17 protein-coding genes are annotated in these 16,381 nt (G+C 65.0%); 5 read left to right on the top strand and 12 right to left on the bottom strand.

Annotated features, from left to right (window positions below; translation table 11 throughout):
* The gene (locus CH339_RS09295) at positions 1-951 is read left to right on the top strand and encodes a 2-hydroxyacid dehydrogenase (protein ID WP_111434075.1); all 951 of its coding nucleotides are present in this window, start codon (positions 1-3) and stop codon (positions 949-951) included.
* A gap of 167 nt (positions 952-1,118) precedes the next feature.
* Here CH339_RS09295 and CH339_RS09290 read toward each other — a convergent pair whose 3' ends face one another.
* From CH339_RS09290 to CH339_RS09280, 3 genes are all read right to left on the bottom strand, one after another.
* Positions 1,119-1,982 carry a C40 family peptidase gene (locus CH339_RS09290; RefSeq protein ID WP_111434074.1) on the bottom strand — a complete coding sequence of 288 codons (864 nt, stop codon included), beginning with the start codon at positions 1,980-1,982 and terminating at the stop codon, positions 1,119-1,121.
* Positions 1,979-2,329 carry a MarR family winged helix-turn-helix transcriptional regulator gene (locus CH339_RS09285; RefSeq protein WP_111434073.1) on the bottom strand — a complete coding sequence of 117 codons (351 nt, stop codon included), beginning with the start codon at positions 2,327-2,329 and terminating at the stop codon, positions 1,979-1,981. The genes CH339_RS09290 and CH339_RS09285 overlap by 4 nt, the downstream gene beginning before the upstream one ends.
* Before the next feature lie 149 nt (positions 2,330-2,478).
* On the bottom strand, positions 2,479-3,888 hold the full coding sequence (locus CH339_RS09280; protein ID WP_111434072.1) for a leucyl aminopeptidase family protein: 1,410 nt from the start codon (positions 3,886-3,888) through the stop codon (positions 2,479-2,481).
* 134 nt (positions 3,889-4,022) lie between these two features.
* Here CH339_RS09280 and CH339_RS09275 point away from each other — a divergent pair, with 134 nt between their 5' ends.
* Complete coding sequence (locus CH339_RS09275) at positions 4,023-4,853, top strand: tetratricopeptide repeat protein (protein WP_244669035.1); 831 nt, start codon at positions 4,023-4,025, stop codon at positions 4,851-4,853.
* A gap of 102 nt (positions 4,854-4,955) precedes the next feature.
* Here CH339_RS09275 and CH339_RS09270 read toward each other — a convergent pair whose 3' ends face one another.
* From CH339_RS09270 to CH339_RS09230, 9 genes are all read right to left on the bottom strand, one after another.
* On the bottom strand, positions 4,956-5,933 hold the full coding sequence (locus CH339_RS09270; protein WP_111434070.1) for a type II secretion system F family protein: 978 nt from the start codon (positions 5,931-5,933) through the stop codon (positions 4,956-4,958).
* Between the two features lie 15 nt (positions 5,934-5,948).
* Positions 5,949-6,953, bottom strand: a complete 1,005-nt coding sequence (locus tag CH339_RS09265; protein ID WP_111434069.1) for a type II secretion system F family protein — start codon at positions 6,951-6,953, stop codon at positions 5,949-5,951.
* Between the two features lie 9 nt (positions 6,954-6,962).
* Positions 6,963-8,495, bottom strand: coding sequence for a TadA family conjugal transfer-associated ATPase (locus tag CH339_RS09260; protein WP_111434068.1), 1,533 nt, complete (start codon positions 8,493-8,495; stop codon positions 6,963-6,965).
* Positions 8,496-8,522: 27 nt separating this feature from the next.
* Entirely contained in the window at positions 8,523-9,797 is a 1,275-nt protein-coding gene (locus CH339_RS09255; RefSeq protein WP_111434102.1) for a CpaE/TadZ family protein, read from the bottom strand.
* 2 nt (positions 9,798-9,799) lie between these two features.
* Entirely contained in the window at positions 9,800-10,540 is a 741-nt protein-coding gene (locus tag CH339_RS09250) for a CpaD family pilus assembly protein (RefSeq protein WP_111434067.1), read from the bottom strand.
* Positions 10,541-10,573: 33 nt separating this feature from the next.
* Positions 10,574-12,016, bottom strand: coding sequence for a type II and III secretion system protein family protein (locus tag CH339_RS09245; protein WP_111434066.1), 1,443 nt, complete (start codon positions 12,014-12,016; stop codon positions 10,574-10,576).
* A gap of 38 nt (positions 12,017-12,054) precedes the next feature.
* A complete protein-coding gene (gene cpaB, locus CH339_RS09240) occupies positions 12,055-12,849 on the bottom strand; it encodes a Flp pilus assembly protein CpaB (protein ID WP_111434065.1) in 795 nt (264 codons plus the stop codon).
* Between the two features lie 137 nt (positions 12,850-12,986).
* The gene (locus tag CH339_RS09235; RefSeq protein WP_111434101.1) at positions 12,987-13,508 is read right to left on the bottom strand and encodes an A24 family peptidase; all 522 of its coding nucleotides are present in this window, start codon (positions 13,506-13,508) and stop codon (positions 12,987-12,989) included.
* 206 nt (positions 13,509-13,714) lie between these two features.
* Positions 13,715-13,894 carry a Flp family type IVb pilin gene (locus CH339_RS09230; protein ID WP_111434100.1) on the bottom strand — a complete coding sequence of 60 codons (180 nt, stop codon included), beginning with the start codon at positions 13,892-13,894 and terminating at the stop codon, positions 13,715-13,717.
* 563 nt (positions 13,895-14,457) lie between these two features.
* On the opposite strand from CH339_RS09230, the gene CH339_RS09225 reads away from it, so the two are divergent.
* The 3 genes from CH339_RS09225 (at position 14,458) to CH339_RS09215 (ending at position 16,359) form a co-directional block, all read left to right on the top strand.
* Positions 14,458-14,949, top strand: coding sequence for a pilus assembly protein N-terminal domain-containing protein (locus CH339_RS09225; RefSeq protein WP_111434064.1), 492 nt, complete (start codon positions 14,458-14,460; stop codon positions 14,947-14,949).
* A 212-nt stretch (positions 14,950-15,161) separates the two neighbouring features.
* Complete coding sequence (locus CH339_RS09220; RefSeq protein WP_111434063.1) at positions 15,162-15,761, top strand: TadE/TadG family type IV pilus assembly protein; 600 nt, start codon at positions 15,162-15,164, stop codon at positions 15,759-15,761.
* Between the two features lie 16 nt (positions 15,762-15,777).
* Positions 15,778-16,359: a TadE/TadG family type IV pilus assembly protein gene (locus CH339_RS09215; protein ID WP_111434062.1), complete on the top strand. Its 582-nt coding sequence runs from the start codon at positions 15,778-15,780 to the stop codon at positions 16,357-16,359.
* Positions 16,360-16,381: the final 22 nt, after the last annotated feature.

Raw genomic sequence — 16,381 nt, 5'->3', positions numbered from 1 at the left:
ATGACCGTGCTTTTTTCCGCGCCCCGCTGGGACCAGGACGTCTGGATGGGGCGCATCCGCGAACGCGCGCCGGGCCGGGCGCTGCAATCGGCCGGCGCGGACGGCGTAGTCGACGACCCTGAAGCCGTGCGCTACGCCCTCCTCTGGCAGGCGCCGCACGGCATCGTCGCCGATCTTCCCAATCTTGAGGTCATCTTCTGGCTCGGCGCCGGCGTCGACCATCTGATGGCCGACCCCGACGTCCCCGACGTCCCGATCGTGCGGGTGGTCGATCCGAGCCTGACGCGGCGGATGACCGAATGGGTGGTGCTGCAGGTGCTGACCCATCACCGGGACCAACTGCGCTACCTGGACCAGCAGCGGCACCGGGAATGGCGCGCCCATCGCTGTCCGATGGCAAAGGACGTGCGCGTCGGCGTCATGGGCCTTGGCGAGCTCGGCCGCGATGCCGCCGAAATGCTGCGGCGCCTCGGCTACGACGTCGCCGGCTGGAGCCGCAGCGAGAAGACCATCGAGGGCGTCGCCTGCTTTGCCGGCGATGCCGGGTTTGGGGCTTTCCTTGCCCGCACCGCCATCCTCGTCTGCCTGCTGCCGATGACGCCGGCAACCGAAGGCATTCTCAACGCCGATCTCTTCTCCAGGCTCGCCCGCGACGGCCGGATCGAGGGTCCCGTCGTCATCAATGCCGGGCGCGGCAAGTCGCAGGTGGAGGCCGACATCGCCCGCGCGCTCGACGACGGCACGCTCGCAGGCGTCAGCCTCGATGTCTTCGAGACCGAGCCGCTGGTGGAGGCGAGCCCGCTCTGGGGCCACCCCCGCGCCATCCTCACCCCCCACGTGGCGGCGGAGAGCGACCCGGACCACCTGATTTCCTACGTCTTCGACCAGATGGAAACGTTCGAGGCCGGCGGGGAACTGGTCAATGTGGTGGACCGGACGCGGGGGTATTGAGGCAGGGTTTGCGCCGGACGGCCGTCATTGCGAACGAGCGCAGCGAGTGCGGCAATCCAGGGCTCCACGCTCGGAGCAAGCGGCTCTGGATCGCCGCGTCGCCTTCGGCTCCTCGCGATGACGCCGTGTTTTACGTTTGAAACCCGGCAAATTCGCTCCGCCGCCTCTCACGCAATGCGCCTGATCGCGGTGACGGGGAGGCCGGCTTCTTCCAGGCGCCGCGTGACCGCGGCAAGCGGCTCATACGCCACCGTCATGGTGAAGCCGTTGGCGTGGAGCAGGGTCTGCGGATCGCTCAACACGCCGACATGGCCCTTCCAGAAATAAAGGTCGCCGCGACACGGCATGGCGCAGGCCTTTTCGTTGTTCATGCGGCTGCCGAGCTCGTCCTCCTGCATGTCGGAATCGCGCGGCGCGTCGATGCCGGCGGCCTGGCAGGCAATCTGGATCAGCGCCGAGCAGTCGAGGCCGAGGCTGGTGCGCCCGCCCCACAGGTACGGCGTGCCGGCAAAGCGCTCGGCAACCGCGACCCAGTCCGGCTCGGCCTCGCCGACGGGCATCAGGTGACGGGAGACCATGGCGGTGCCGTCGGCAAGGACGGCGTAGTCGAGGTCGCGGACCCTCTCCTCGCCGACGACCGTGACGCGGGAGCCCATGGAGAGGAGCCCGAGCGGCGGCAGCTTCAGTTCCGGCTGCGGATAGCGATAGCTCCTGAGCGCCGCGACCCGGTGGGTCGGCTCGGGGCCGGGGATGCCGAGGGCGCCGGCCGGCAGCCAGCCGACATAGCCGTCGGTGGCAAGCTGGCCCCAGCACCAGGCATCGCCCTCTTCAAAGACCGTGAATGTCTCCCCGAAGAGGGCCTCGGTGTCGATGGGCGACCGCTCGTCGGCCTCGGGCCTGAGCGGTATGGCGTCGGCATTGACGCGGCGCTCGATGCCTTCGGCAAAAATGCCGGCCTCGACGCGGCCGCGATAGGCCTCGGCGGCGAGATCCGGGCGGACCGGATGGCGGCGGCGGTCGAATTCTGTCATCGCGGCAGCGCTCCTGCCTTGGCGACGATCAGGTCGCCAACGCGTTCCAGATACAGCGCGCCCTCCACCGTGCGCTGGACGATGACGTTGCGCCGGTCCTTGTCGTCGCGGCGGCGGGCGACGAGCTTCAGGCGGCCCATGGTGTCGAGCGCCCGCGTGATTGCCGGCTTGGTCACGCCAAGCTTTTCGGCAAGGCCGCGCACGGTGTGCGGCGGGGCTTCGAGATAGACCGTCATCAGGATCGTCATCTGCCGCGCCGAAAGGTCGGCATCGCCGCCACGCACAAGGTCGAGCGTCACGTCATGCCAGAGTTTCAGCGCCTGGCTCGGGCGAATTTCAACGGTCATCGGATACGCACACTCTCGCAACTGACCGAATTGTCGCATCGGACCGGCGACGCGCGGGAAGGACCGTCGCCGGCCCGATCATTTCGGGCCCGAGACAGTTTTCGACGGAAGCGCCGTCCTTGGCAAGGGCGGCGTTCGGGGTTTTCGGATCAGGCCGGCGGATAGCGGTCGGACAGAACCTTGAAGAGGGCGCGGATGGCCTGCGCCTCGCCACCCTCGGGGCGCCCGGTCTTGCCGGCCGGGCACCAGGCGTAGATGTCGAAATGGGCCCAGCTTTTCGCCTTTTCCACGAAGCGCGCGAGGAAAAGGGCCGCCGTCATGGAGCCGGCAAAGCCGCCGCTGGAGATGTGGTTGATGTCGGCGATCTTGGACTCCAGCAGCTTCTTGTAGGGTTTCCACAGGGGCATGCGCCAGAGCGGGTCGGCGGTCGCCTCGGCGGCCTCAGCGACGGCGGCGGCCAGATCCTCATCGTCGGTGTAAAAAGGCGGCAGGTCGGTGCCGAGGGCGACGCGGGCGGCACCGGTGAGGGTTGCAAGGTCGAGGACGAGTTCCGGCTCCTCCTCGTCGGCGAGCGCCAGCGCATCGGCGAGCACCAGCCGGCCCTCGGCGTCGGTGTTGCCGATCTCCACCGTCAGCCCCTTGCGGCTCGAAAGCACGTCGCCGGGCCTGAACGCGTTGCCGGCGACGGAGTTCTCCACCGCCGGGATGAGCACGCGCAGGCGCACCGGCAGTTTGGCCGCCATGATCATGGAGGCGAGGCCAAGGACGTTGGCAGCACCGCCCATGTCCTTCTTCATCAGCGCCATGGAGGTGCCGGGCTTGAGGTTGAGGCCGCCGGTATCGAAGGCAACGCCCTTGCCGACCAGCGTCACCTTCGGCGCCGCCTCGTCGCCCCAGGCGATGTCGATGAGCCGCGGCGCGGAGGTGCTGGCCCGGCCGACGGCGTGGATCATCGGGAAGTTCTTGTCCAGAAGCTCGTCGCCGACGGTGACCTTGAACTCGGCCCCGTGCGCTTCGGCGAGTTTTTCCGCCGCATCGGCGATCTCGGCCGGGCCGAGGTCGTTGGCCGGGGTGTTGACGAGGTCGCGGACCAGCGTAACGGCCGCAACGGTGCGGGACAGCACCTCGGCATCGACGGTCTCGGGCACGACGAGGCGGACGGAGCGGGCCGATTTCCTGGCGTAGAGGTCGAACCGGTAGGCGCCGAGGGCAAAGGCGAGGATCGCCGCCTCAAGGTCGTCCACCTCCCCTTCCAGGCGATAGACGCCGTCGGCAAGGCCGGTCGCCAGCTTGCCGGCAAGGGACGGTGTCTCGGCGCGGACCTCAGGCTTGCCGAGGCCGAAGAGGACGGCGGCGGGCGCGCCGGTCTCGTCGGGGATGGTCAGGAGCGCGCCGGCACCCGCCTTGAAACCGTTCGCCGCGACCCAGGCGCGGGCCATGCCGGTGCCGCCGGCAAGGGTTTCTTCCAGGTTTTCAGGTCCGAGGAAAAGAACCGGGACGGCCGCTTCGGCGGCGGGATCGGACGCGGCGACCAGGCAGTCAGGCAGGGTAACGGACATCGGCGGAGAACTCCTCGGCGGGCAGACGGAACCTCGGCGGACGGGCGGCCCGGTTAACCAACTATTAGGGTTAACAGACTATTGATCGGGAAAGCTCATCCGGTTCCGAAAAGCCGTAATGGCCAGAGATGACGATGTCCATATCTTCCCTTCGCCGCCTTGCCAAAAGCCCCGCCACCGGCGGGCTGGTGCTGTCGATCGCGCTGGCGCTGGCCGTGTCGGCCTGCGCCTCCAAGAAAAAGGCGTCGCTCGGCTCCCATACCGATGCCACCGGCGCAAGCTATGGCGGCAAGGACTATTCGGCAGCCGAGGTCAGCGCCGCGGTCGAGAAATGGGGCAGGCGCTATTCCTCCGATCCGGACGATCCGGAGATCGCGCTGAACTATGCCACCGTGCTCAGGATGAACGGCCAGCTCGACCAGGCCATCGCGGTCTTGCGCAAGGCGACCATCAAGCACCAGAAGGACCGCCAGATCGCCGCCGCCTACGGCAAGGCGCTGGCCGCCAAGGGCCGCTTCAGCGAGGCGATGAAGGTGATCCGCGCCGCGCACAGCCCGGACCAGCCGGACTGGCGGCTGTTGTCGGCCGAGGGCGCGATCCTCGACCAGACCGGTGCCAATGCCGAGGCTCGCGCCAAATACGCCCAGGCGCTGAAGATCCGGCCGAACGAGCCTTCCGTCCTAAACAATGAAGGCCTTTCCTACGTGCTCTCCGGCGATCTCAACAAGGCCGAAGCGGTGCTGCGCCAAGCCGTCGCCCAGCCGGGATCCGACAGCCGGGTGCGCCAGAACCTTGCCCTCGTCCTCGGTCTTTCCGGCAAGTTCGACGAGGCGGAAAAGATCGCCCGCGACGAGCTCGACCCGCGCCAGGCGGAGGCCAACATCGCCTATTTGCGCGGCATGCTCTCGCAGCGCAATTCCTGGCAGAAGGTCCGGGAAGCCGACGCCAAACGCACTTCGGGATAAAGCCAACCCGCCTTTTACCGCGACGCCTTGAAGAGCAGCCCGTTTGGCTGCTCTTTTTTCTGGAAGGGGGGGCGGGATCGAGCGCCCGGCGGGCGCAAGCCGTCAGCGGTTGACGATCTGGATGATCGCCGGACCCATGATGACGGCGAACAGCACCGGCAGGAAGAAGACGATCATCGGCACCGTCAGCTTCGGCGGCAGGGCGGCCGCCCTCTTTTCCGCTTCGGTGATTCGCATCTCGCGGTTCTCGTCGGCCATGACGCGCAGCGATTGCGAAAGGGGCGTGCCGTAGCGCTCGGACTGGAGCAGCGCGGTCGTCACCGACTTGACACCTTCGAGCCCGGTACGGCCGGCGAGGTTCTCGTAGGCCTGGCGGCGGTCCTGGAGGTACGAAAGCTCCGCCGTCGTCAGGGTCAGTTCCTCGGCAAGCGGGATCGAGGATTCGCCGATCTCGCCGCCGACCTTGCGGAAGGCGGCCTCGATGGACATGCCCGACTCCACGCAGATCAGCATCAGGTCGAGGGCGTCCGGCCAGGCACGGCGGATGGAGAGCTGGCGCTTGGAAGTGACGTTTGAGACATAGAGCGCCGGAGCGTAGAAGCCGACGGCGGCAATGACCGAGGCGATGAGGACCTTGATCATCACCGGCTGACCGGACGGCAGCACCAGGAACATGTAGAGAAGCGCGATCACGAACAACGCGATCGGCGCGACGAAGCGGGCGAACAGGAACATCACCAGCGGCGCCTGGCCCCTGAATCCCGCCATCTTCAGCCTGTTGACCGTGTTCTCGTCGATCAGCAGCTCGCGCAGGTTGAACTTGTTCACGACCCGCTGCATGTAGTCCTTCGGCTGCGGGCGCAAATTGACCTGCTCGGCCTTGCTCTGCTGCAGGCGGGCCCGCTCGCGGGCGCGCATCGCCTCGCGTTCGGTGGCCACATTCCGCATGCGCGACTTCAGTTCGTCGCGCTGCAGCATCGGCAGCGCCACGGTCATGATGGTCGCCGACACCGCAATGACGGTGAAGACCATCAACAGGATCTGGGGATCGGCGATGAGTTGGGTGAGGGTCTGGAACATTGCGCCGGCCGCCGTCTAGAAGTCGAAATTGATCATCTTGCGCATCACCATGATGCCGATGAACATCCAAAAGGCAGATACGCCGAGGATGATGTTGCCGACCGTCTCGTTGAACAGGATCGCGATGTAGCTCGGCGTGGTCAGGTAGACGAGGGCCATGACGATGATCGGCAGCGAGCCGATGATGCCCGCCGATGCCTTGGCCTCCTGGCTCATGGCGACGATCTTGCCCTTGAGCTTCTTGCGGTCGCGCAGCACCTTGGAGAGGTTGGAAAGCGCTTCCGACAGGTTGCCGCCGGCCTGCTGCTGGATTGAGATGACGACGGCAAAGAAGTTGGCTTCGGCCAGCGGCATGCTTTCCGGAAGCTTCTGGACCGCTTCCGACAGCGGGATGCCCATCCGCTGGGTCTCCAGGATGCGCTGGAACTCGGTGCGAACCGGCTCCTGGGCCTCGCGGGCGATGATGCCGAGGCAGTCGCCGAGCGGCAGGCCCGCCTTGACGCCGCGCACGATGACGTCGACGGAGTTGGGGAACTCGTTGAGGAATTTCTTTTCCCGGCGCTTGCGCCGGAATTTGATCAACCAGTTCGGAAACCCGAGGAGACCGACGATCGCAAGGCCTCCGGCGACATAGATCGGCGCGCCCAGCACCTTGGCGACAACGAAGAACACGGCGCCGCAAATGGCGCTGACCACGTAGAACTTGCCTTTCGACCAGTTCAGGCCCGCCTGGCGCAATCTTATCTTCAGGCCCGGGCCGGCGCGCTTCTTTGCCTTTGCTTTCTGGGCTTCCTCAAGCTCGGCCAGCCGGTCCTGGACCTGGCGCCGGCGCTGGTTGATGTCGGTCGCGGCACGGACGTTTCCGGTCGACGGCTTGGGCTTACGGTTGACGACCTCCAGCCGCTTTTCCGTACGCGAGTTGCCCGACACCATCGGATAGAGCAGCGCATAGAGGATACCGCCAACGCTGAGGACGACGAGACCGGCGACGGCAAGGACGATCAGGCCGGAATTGAACATGGCTCAGCCTCACTCACCGGCCGCACTCTTGATGTCGGACGCGTCGAGGGCGGCGGCGAGCCGCGTTTCCTCGTTGTAGTAGCGGGCGCGCTCCCACATGCGCGGCTGCCCGATGCCGGTCGAGCGGTGCTGGCCGATGATCTTGCCGGTCGCGTCCTCGCCGATCATGTCGTAGACGAAGATGTCCTGGGTGATGATGACCTCGCCTTCCATGCCCAGCACTTCGGTGACGTGGGTGATGCGGCGCGAACCGTCGCGCAGGCGCGCCGCCTGCACCACGACGTCGACCGAGCTGACGATCATTTCGCGCACGGTCTTGGTCGGCAGGTTGAAGCCGCCCATGGCGATCATCGATTCCATGCGCGACAGGCATTCGCGCGGGCTGTTGGCGTGGATCGTGCCCATCGAGCCGTCGTGGCCGGTGTTCATGGCCTGCAGCAGGTCGAACACCTCGGTGCCGCGCACCTCGCCGACGATGATCCGTTCCGGACGCATGCGCAGGCAGTTCTTGACCAGGTCGCGCATGGTGATCTCGCCCTCGCCCTCCAGGTTCGGCGGGCGGGTTTCCAGGCGCACCACGTGGGGCTGCTGAAGCTGCAGTTCCGCGGAGTCCTCGCAGGTAATGATGCGCTCGTCGGCGTCGATATAGCGGGTCAGGCAGTTGAGCAGCGTCGTCTTGCCCGAGCCGGTGCCGCCGGAAATGATGACGTTGCAGCGGACCCGGCCGACGATCTGCAACAGCGTCGCGCCCTCCGGCGTGATCGAGCCGAAGCGGACGAGCTGGTCGAGGGTCAGCTTGTCCTTCTTGAACTTGCGGATGGTCAGCGCCGGCCCGTCGATCGCCAGCGGCGGCGCGATGACGTTGACGCGCGAACCGTCGGGAAGGCGCGCGTCGCAGATCGGGCTCGCTTCGTCGACGCGGCGGCCGACCTGGCTGACGATCCGCTGACAGATGTTCATGAGCTGCTGGTTGTCGCGGAAGCGGACGTCGGTGGGCTTCACCTTGCCGTTGACTTCGATGTAGGTGCATTCCGCACCGTTGACCATGATGTCGGCGATGTCGTCGCGGGCGAGCAGCGGCTCCAGCGGGCCATAGCCGAGGACGTCGTTGCAGATGTCCTCCAGCAGGTCTTCCTGCTCGGCGATGGACATCACGACGTTCTTCAGCGCGATGATCTCGCTGACGACGTCGCGGATTTCCTCGCGGGCGGATTCCACGTCGAGCTTGGCGAGCTGCGACAGGTCGATGGTGTCGATCAACGCCGAAAAGATCAGCGTCTTGACGTCGTAGTAGTTCTCGGACTTGCGGCGCGAGGTGCTTTCGACCTTGTACTCGGCAAGCGCCGGCGCGGACGGGCCGGCGCGCTCGGCGTCGTCCATGGCGTTTTCGTCGTTGACGTTGCCGACCTTGATCGGCGGCGGATCGATCCGCGGCTCGATCGGGCTGCTCGGCTCGGCCTTCGACACCTTCGGCGGCTCGGCCGTGGTCACGGCCGGCTTTTCCTTGGCGCCAGATCCGAAACTGCCCCGCTTACCGAACATGCCTGAGGATACTCCGGGTTACCAAAATCAGTCCTTCTTGCCGCGCAGTCGCGACAGGATCGGGGCCAGGGCGGAGCGCTTCTGCTTGCGCGCCTCGGCGCGGCCGGTCACGACCTGGCCGATGAATTTAAACGTCTCGGCGGCGGCGTTCTTGGGATCGGCCTCGCCGATCATCTGGCCGTTGTTGGCGGCCGCGCCGAAGAGCTGGCCGTCGAAGGAAATCTCCGCGATCGGCTTCATGGACAGCGCGCGGACGAATTCCTCGGTGCGGATTTCCGGGCGCTTCGGCGTGCCGACCTGGTTCAGCACCAGATGCGGCGGGCCGTCATTGGCGCGCACGGATTGCAGATAGTCGCAGATGTTCTTGACGTTGCGCAGGTTGGCAAGATCGGGCAACGCCGTGATGACGATCTCGTCGGCGATCGACAGCACCCGGCGCGACCAGCTCGTCCAGACATGGGGCACGTCGAGGACCACGGTCGGAACGCCGGAGCGCAGCACGTCGACGATGTTGTCGAAGATCTTTTCCTCGAAATCATAGGTGCGGTCGAGGGTCGCCGGCGCCGCCAGCAGGCTGAGGTGGTCGGTGCATTTCGACAACAGCCGGTCGATGAAGACGTCGTCGACCCGGTCCGGCGAGGCAACCGCCTCGGCGATGCCCTGGATCGGATCCTGGTTGAAGTCGAGGCCGGCGGTGCCGAAGGGCAGGTCGAGATCGGCGAGGATGACGTCGTTCTGGTAGGCGCGCGCGATCGACCAGGCGACGTTGTGGGCGACGGTCGAGGAGCCGCAACCGCCCTTGGCACCGATGAAGGCGACCGAGCGGCCGAGCGGTTCGGAGTCCTCGGAATTGTAGAGATCGCCGACCATGGCGACGAAGTCGAAGACGTCGATCGGCGCGATGACGTATTCGCTGACCCCCTTGCGGATCAGGTCGCGGTAGAGGACGACGTCGTTGATATGGCCGATCAGGACCACGCGGGTGCCGACGTCGCAGACGTCGGCGAGGCCGTCGAGCTGCCCGAACAGGGCCTCGCGCGGCAACTGGCTCTCGACCACCACCAGGTTCGGCGTCGGCGCGGACTGGTAGAACTCGACCGCGGAGTCGATGCCGCCCATATGAACCTTGACATGGGCCTTCATCATCCGCCGGTCGGAGGCGGCCTGCTCGATGGTCTGCGCGACCTCGGCGGTCTCGCAGAATGCCTGGATGGAAATGCGCGGCACCGGCCGCGCGTCGCGGTTCAGCGCCGGCGCCCGTTCGACCGCATCCTGATCGCTCTCATAGGCCAGACTGGACATCATCATCCTCCGACCTTGGCGACGTTGCCTTTGTCGTCGTCGCCATACTCGGTCGCCGTCTTCTCGCCCTTGCGGTACTTGTCGAAGACGACGCCGCGGCGGGCCGGATCGCCCGGGGTGGCGGCGCGCGGCTGGATCAGGTCGGTCGGATCGGCGACCATCGCCGCGAGATTGCTCTGGGTCGCGCAGCCGAACTCGTCATAGCCGGTATTCTGGTGCTTGGCGGTCAGGTCGTCGCGCCAGATGCCGCAGCGATCCGTCATCGCCTGCATGCGCAGGTAGGAGATCCGGATCGGCGCCTCGGCGAGCGGATCGTCGACCCGATAGGTAAGCGGAGAAATGACGCCGCGCGGGACGCCGGCCGCGGTCAGTTCGGCATGGATATGGCGGGCGACCGAAATCGCCGCGGTCTCGTTGGCGGAGCCGGCAGGAACGAGGATCTCGACGCCGCCGTCGCCGCGCTTCAGGGCATCGCGGCCGAAGGCGCGCACCTTCCTGGCCAGCGAGGGCGCCAGGGTCCGGGTCGCCCGGCCGACTGGAATATCGAAGGTTTCCGGGGCCTCGGCGAGGACGATCGGGTGACGGGTCCGGTAGCCGTCGGTGGCGATCGCGCCGGTCGTCTGGCTCTTGCACCCGGCAAGGGCGGCAACGCCCATGGCGAGCGCGGCAAGGGCGACCAGTCGCGGTGCCGGACGCCGGAGCACCGTCTGACGCTGCAGCCTTGTTGACCTTTGACCTGTCATCTTCCGTGACCTCCGAACGCGCTAGCCTGCACGTCACTCATAGATAAAGCCGAAGCGGCCGTAATATTTGGTATCCGTCTCGCCGCCGCCGATGCGGTAGGTGCGGTTCAACCGGTTGAGGAAGTAGCCGGCGGCATCGGAGGGCGGATTGAAGTTCTTGTCGGGACGGGTGATCTTCTTGGGCGAGACCGGGTTGACCACATAGGGCGTGACGAAGACCACCAGTTCGGTCTGGGAGCGCTGGAAATCGCGGCTCTTGAAGAGCGCACCGAGCACCGGCACCTGCATCAGACCGGGAACGCCTGCAATGCTCTGGCGGATGTCGTCCTTGATCAGGCCGGCGAGCACCAGGGCGCTGCCCGAGGGCATTTCCACCGTCGTGTTGGCGCGGCGCACCCTGAGCGCGGGAATGGTCAGGCCCGTCGTCGACAGCGTGATGGCCCCCTCATTGGTGAGTTCGCTGACCTCGGTCTTGACGTGCAGGCTGATATTGCCCTCCGTCAGGACCACCGGCGTGAAGTCGAGGCTGACGCCGTAGGGCTTGAACTCGATGGAAACCTCGCCGTTGTCATAGCCGACCGGAACCGGGAACTCGCCGCCGACGAGGAAATCGGCCTTTTCGCCCGAGATCGCGGTCAGGGTCGGCTCGGCCAGCGTGCGGATGACGCCGTCCTCCTGCAGGGCCCGGATGGTGGCGTCCGCGGTAGTGCCGCCCGCGGCGTAGGAAAAAGCGCCGGCCGTGGACGACAGGGCCGTGCCGTTCGTGGAGAACGGATTTTCCGTCAGAACGTCGAAGGCGACGCGGCCGTTCTGGCCAGCGACCCGCAGATCGACGCCGAGCTGCTTGATGATGGAGCGCTGGACCTCGGCGATGGTCACCTTCAGGTGAACCTGCTCCTTGCCGGCGACGGCGATCGTGTTGACCACCTTTTCCACATCGTTGCCGACGAATTTGGCGGCGATGTCGGTTGCGCGCTTGGCATCGACCGGGCTCGCGGCCGAGCCGCGCAGGATGATCGAACCATTGACCGCCTCGACCTCGATGGCACTGTCCGGGATGACGCGGCGAATCGCCCGGGCAAGATCGCCGGTGTCCGGTTCCACGGACAGGTCGAAGGCGGCAATCTGGCGACCGCCGTCGCCGAACAGGAAGACGTTTGCCTGGCCGAAGGCGACGCCGAGGATGTAGACGCGGCGGGAATTGCGGACAACGGCGTCGGCGATTTCGGGACTGGAGACCAGCACGTCGCGGACGTCTTCGTCGAGCTCGACGACGACCGACTTGTTGAGGCCGACATTGAGCGGCCGGGTGACGCCGGCGTCGGCCTTGGAAATGCGGATGACCTTGGGATAGTTCGATCCGGCGAAGGCGGTTCCAGGACCGGCGAGCACCACGAAGGCAACAACGAGGGCAAGCGCCAGCGCGACGGCAACTGACGGAGCCGGCAGCGAGCCGCGCTTCACCCATCCAACCATTGCCCTACTCCTTGCAAGGAAACCCATGGCGACGCTCATCATTGGGACATCGACTGCGACTGCAGCCCGAACTTGACGTAGTTGACGCCGGAGCGCCGCTTCTTGATCGGCTCGTCCTCGCCGTCGGGGCGCGCGTCGACGATCGATCTCAAGGCCAGCGACAGGGTGCCGACCTGCTGGGCCCGGGCGACGACCTCGACCTGGGTCGGCGTCAGCTCCAGCGTCGCGGTCTCGCGGGCGACGACGACCTTCTCGCCCTTCTTGTCTTCGATCTTCTGGTCGATGGCGAGGATGCGGATGTTGGTGAGGATCGTCTCGCTGTACCACTCGGCGCGTTCGTCGTTGCCGGTGTTCCTCTGGCGCGTCAGAACGACGTCGACGCGGTCGTTGGGAAGGATGAACCCACCGGCGGTGTTCAGCGCGGAGACCTGCACCGCGATGGCGCGGCGGCCCTTCGGCAGGATCGCCGACATGAAGCCGGCATCGGCGCGGATCAGCTTCTGCTCCTTGATCGGCTCGCCATCCAGGAACGGGGTGCGGGCGATCCCGCCGGAAAGCTCTTTAATGGCGTCGGGACGCTTGGACCGGGTGATCACGGTCGACGACAGGCCTTCGGCCGGCCATTTCTGCCAGCGCAGGTCGTCGGCTCCGACCGATTTGCCGATCGGGATGTCGATGGAGGCGACGAGGACATCCTCGGACGGGACTTCCTCGACCTCGCGGACGATCTGAGGCGCGCCCGGCTTTTTGCCGACCATGTTCACCAACAGCATGGCGGCAATCAGACCGGCGCCGAGAGCTACGGCAAGAACGATGATACGCGTGACTTTCATGCCCACATCCGATCGGTGACCCGGTGACGGTTTGTCACCACGCGGTCCACTGTCGTCGGCAAATGGTCAAATTACGGTTAATGCGGCATGAAGTTTTTAGGTTCACAAATCGTAACCGGCCGTTTTCGACGGACAAATCAACGAACTATCGCCGACATCCAGAACGTGTTCGGATAGACGATGAGCGCCGAGGCGGCCAGCGCAATGCCGTAGGGCGCGCCGTTGCCGGCGTTGTGCAAACGCTTCAGCCAGTCGTGTCCGGCCACCGCTGCGGGAAGCGGGACGTGGCGGAAGGTGAGAAGGGCCAGCGTGAGCCCACCACCGATGACGGAGGCGATCAAAAGGAAATCGAAGGTCGCCGGCCAGCCGAACCAGAGGGCGACGGCAGCGGCGATCTTGGCGTCCGCCCCGCCCATCCAGCCGAAGGAAAAACAGGCGAAGCCGACCGCCAGCACAAGGGCGCCGATGGCAAGGTGCTGGCCGAAGAGCTGCAGGCCGAAGCCGGCAAAGGGCGCAGTCACGAAAAACCCGCCGGCAAGCGCCAGCGACACCCAGTTGGAGATCTTCATGGTGAAGAGGTCCGAACTGGCGGCAAAGGCCATCGCGGCGGGAAAAAAGACCAAAAGGACCAGGCCGAAAAGTCCGATATCGGAAAACATGCCGCCTCCCATCGCTGACATGGCTCCTGTGATAACCGTGGCGACTGAAGATGCGGTAAACGCAGCCGCTCAAATGCCGAAGCATCGATGCCCCCGGAACGGAAGAAAAGCCGGCCCGCCTTGGCGCGCCGACTTTTCTTGAATCCGTCGGAGGGATCTGGCGGCACCTTCGAAAAGCGCCGCCTTCCCACTTGGCGATTCTGTCACTACTTCACGGAGGCGGAAGCCAGTTCAGACGAGATGTAGTCGAAGGTCGCGGACAGCTGGTCGCCGAGAGTCGTGGCGGCGGTGATGATGCCGACGGCGATCAGGGCGGCGATGAGGCCGTATTCGATAGCGGTAGCGCCTTCTTCGTCCTTGACGAAACGCATGACCAGGTTCTTCATTTTCAGCTCCATACTTCTCTAAAGTTTGCACCGGTTCGTCGGATTGTTGTCCGGCCGATCGAAACCATGGACACCCTAGCAACGGCATCTTTCCAAGTGATTAAGTTGATCGTACACACCTGCCCCTATTCGCCATGAATATTGGTTTGGTTAACAATCCTTCAACTTGATCGTACACATCGAAACCGAAATTTTTCTGAGTATTTTTTTACATTTTACTGAGATAAACTTTTTGACTTGAAATGTTAGGCATCCCTCGACTCCGGGATTGGCTTTGCCGGGGCAAGACAAACCCACCGTCGAAGACCGAAAATAACGCCGCACGTTGGCCCGATAAGCCTTCCCTGGCGGATGCGCGTGCCGGTTCGACCTCCTGAGCCAAGAAGCAGGCCCGAAGGCTTCCGCAAAACCGCGGATAAAAACCATACAATGTGCACCTGAGATACTGGCGACCCCGCAACGCAACCGATTCAAAGGGGTTTTCGGCAACCCGCCGTGCGGTTAGGGAAAGATTCACCAATTTCGGGAAAGGATCGGGACGTCCCTTCTTAAGGAGCGGTTTCATGTTCCGGCCCGCAAAGACGGCTTCTGCCGCGTCGGCGATCATTCTCGGCTTTCTTGTCCTTGCCACGGCCAGCAGCGCGCCGGCGCTCGCCAAGGAACCGATCTTCGCGTCCGTCGATCGCGCCAAGGTGATGCATATCGAGGGCGGCGCCGACACGATCATCGTCGGCAATCCCGCGATTGCCGATGCCGTCATGCACGACGCCAACACGCTGATCATCGTCGGGCGGGGCTACGGCAGCACCAATCTGATCGTTCTCAACGTCGACAACGAGCCGATCGCCGACGAAACCATCATCGTGCGGCCGAACGAGACCTCCATGGTGACGGTGCAGCGCCGAGGGGCGCGCTACTCCTATACCTGTGCGCCGGACTGCGCACCGGCCCCGATGCCCGGCGACCAGGTCGACTATTTCGACAATACGGGCAAGCAGACCTTGCAGCGCAACGAAGCGGCCCAGGCAGCCGCCACCGGCTTCAAGAAGAAGTAGGGTCGTTTTCCGGAGCACCCCACCAGATCCCGGCCCGCGTGCCCGGCCCGCATCCCCGTTGCGTTAACCCGGCGTTTACGACGCTCCCGGTTCGGGCCGCGTTTGCGGTAACTGCCGGTGATAGAAACCCTTCATCAATGTTCCCCTGATATTAATCCGGAGCGAAATTGTTCCGATCCATCATTTGGTTGGCGGAGCAAAGAGGGGAAGGAATGCGCGACATCGCGACATCGACCGGGAAAACCATTGGCCGCATGGCCCGGCGTCTCGTTCCGCGCCGGTTCCTCGCCAATGAGGACGGCGTCTACGCGATCGAGTTCGCGCTGGTGTCGATCTGGTTCTTTCCGCTGCTGTTCATGATCTTCGAGGTCGCCTTCACGATCTTCGCCAACCAGTTGCTCGACAACGCCGTCTCCGATACCGCGCGATTGATCCGCACGGGCCAGGCGCAGCAGCAGTCGTTCAGCAAGGCGAAATTCAAGGAACAGGTCTGCGACAAGCTCACCAGCATGTTCGATTGTGACGCCTTCCTGCATATCGACGTGCGCACCTACGACAACTTCACCTCCGCCAACGCCGCCTCCAATCCGGTCGACGAGGTCACCGACGACGAGGGCGATACCAAGCTGAAGGTTGACGAAGGCAAGATGCAGTACGACCAGGGCGGCGCCCGCGATATCGTTGTCGTCCGGGCCTACTACGAATGGCCGATGATCAGCCCGATGACGGGCCTCATCTTTTCCGACATGTCGAACGGCCGCCGCCTGCTCGCCTCCGTTGCCGCGTTCCGCAACGAACCGTTCCCCTGGTGAACCGCAGGTGCCGCCGATGACGTTCCTGTCCCGTATCTCCCAGAATGCCCTTGAAAGCGCCCGCCGCTTCCGCCGGGACCTGGCCGGTATCGCCGCGGTCGAATTCGCGCTGCTGGCGCCGATCCTGATCACCACTTTCATCGGCACGGTGGAACTCTCCGAAGCGATCACCGTCAACCGCAAGATCACACAGACCGCGAGTACCCTGGCCGACCTGGTCACCCAGGAAACCCAGATGACCGACGACGAGATCTCCAACGTCTTTTCCGCGACGGAAACGGTGATGTCGCCCTACGACGCCACCGGCCTGAAAATCGTCGTTGCCGCCATCGGCGAGGACGAAGACACCGGCAATGCCGAGGTCAAATGGAGCAAGGCGCAGAACGACAGCGCCTGGGCGAAGGGAGCAGCGCCGCCGGTCTCCATTCCCGACACCCTCGACCTGTCCGACCAGTGGCTGATCATCGCCAGGGTCGAATTCAGCTATCGGGCGATCTTCCCCACCCTCGCCGACGAGCTTTTCGGCTCGCCGAACTTCGAAATGGAAGAGATCACGTTCCTGAGGCCGCGCAATTCCGCGACCATCGAATTCAACTGACCGGCGCGGCCGCCTGCAGGCC

Origin of the sequence: Rhodobium orientis, assembly GCF_003258835.1 — a bacterium.
Lineage (GTDB): Bacteria > Pseudomonadota > Alphaproteobacteria > Rhizobiales > Rhodobiaceae > Rhodobium > Rhodobium orientis.
Note: the sequence above shows the minus strand (reverse complement) of the source record. Positions and strands in the feature narration are given on the sequence as shown.

What these genes read in the sequence shown, in the direction of transcription:
- CH339_RS09295 (WP_111434075.1), top strand. Translation starts at nt 1, where the DNA reads ATGACCGTGCTTTTTTCCGCGCCCCGCTGGGACCAGGACGTCTGGATG.
- CH339_RS09290 (WP_111434074.1), bottom strand. Translation starts at nt 1,982, where the DNA reads ATGACAGAATTCGACCGCCGCCGCCATCCGGTCCGCCCGGATCTCGCC.
- CH339_RS09285 (WP_111434073.1), bottom strand. Translation starts at nt 2,329, where the DNA reads ATGACCGTTGAAATTCGCCCGAGCCAGGCGCTGAAACTCTGGCATGAC.
- CH339_RS09280 (WP_111434072.1), bottom strand. Translation starts at nt 3,888, where the DNA reads ATGTCCGTTACCCTGCCTGACTGCCTGGTCGCCGCGTCCGATCCCGCC.
- CH339_RS09275 (WP_244669035.1), top strand. Translation starts at nt 4,023, where the DNA reads ATGTCCATATCTTCCCTTCGCCGCCTTGCCAAAAGCCCCGCCACCGGC.
- CH339_RS09270 (WP_111434070.1), bottom strand. Translation starts at nt 5,933, where the DNA reads ATGTTCCAGACCCTCACCCAACTCATCGCCGATCCCCAGATCCTGTTG.
- CH339_RS09265 (WP_111434069.1), bottom strand. Translation starts at nt 6,953, where the DNA reads ATGTTCAATTCCGGCCTGATCGTCCTTGCCGTCGCCGGTCTCGTCGTC.
- CH339_RS09260 (WP_111434068.1), bottom strand. Translation starts at nt 8,495, where the DNA reads ATGTTCGGTAAGCGGGGCAGTTTCGGATCTGGCGCCAAGGAAAAGCCG.
- CH339_RS09255 (WP_111434102.1), bottom strand. Translation starts at nt 9,797, where the DNA reads ATGTCCAGTCTGGCCTATGAGAGCGATCAGGATGCGGTCGAACGGGCG.
- CH339_RS09250 (WP_111434067.1), bottom strand. Translation starts at nt 10,540, where the DNA reads ATGACAGGTCAAAGGTCAACAAGGCTGCAGCGTCAGACGGTGCTCCGG.
- CH339_RS09245 (WP_111434066.1), bottom strand. Translation starts at nt 12,016, where the DNA reads ATGGTTGGATGGGTGAAGCGCGGCTCGCTGCCGGCTCCGTCAGTTGCC.
- cpaB (WP_111434065.1), bottom strand. Translation starts at nt 12,849, where the DNA reads ATGAAAGTCACGCGTATCATCGTTCTTGCCGTAGCTCTCGGCGCCGGT.
- CH339_RS09235 (WP_111434101.1), bottom strand. Translation starts at nt 13,508, where the DNA reads ATGTTTTCCGATATCGGACTTTTCGGCCTGGTCCTTTTGGTCTTTTTT.
- CH339_RS09230 (WP_111434100.1), bottom strand. Translation starts at nt 13,894, where the DNA reads ATGAAGAACCTGGTCATGCGTTTCGTCAAGGACGAAGAAGGCGCTACC.
- CH339_RS09225 (WP_111434064.1), top strand. Translation starts at nt 14,458, where the DNA reads ATGTTCCGGCCCGCAAAGACGGCTTCTGCCGCGTCGGCGATCATTCTC.
- CH339_RS09220 (WP_111434063.1), top strand. Translation starts at nt 15,162, where the DNA reads ATGCGCGACATCGCGACATCGACCGGGAAAACCATTGGCCGCATGGCC.
- CH339_RS09215 (WP_111434062.1), top strand. Translation starts at nt 15,778, where the DNA reads ATGACGTTCCTGTCCCGTATCTCCCAGAATGCCCTTGAAAGCGCCCGC.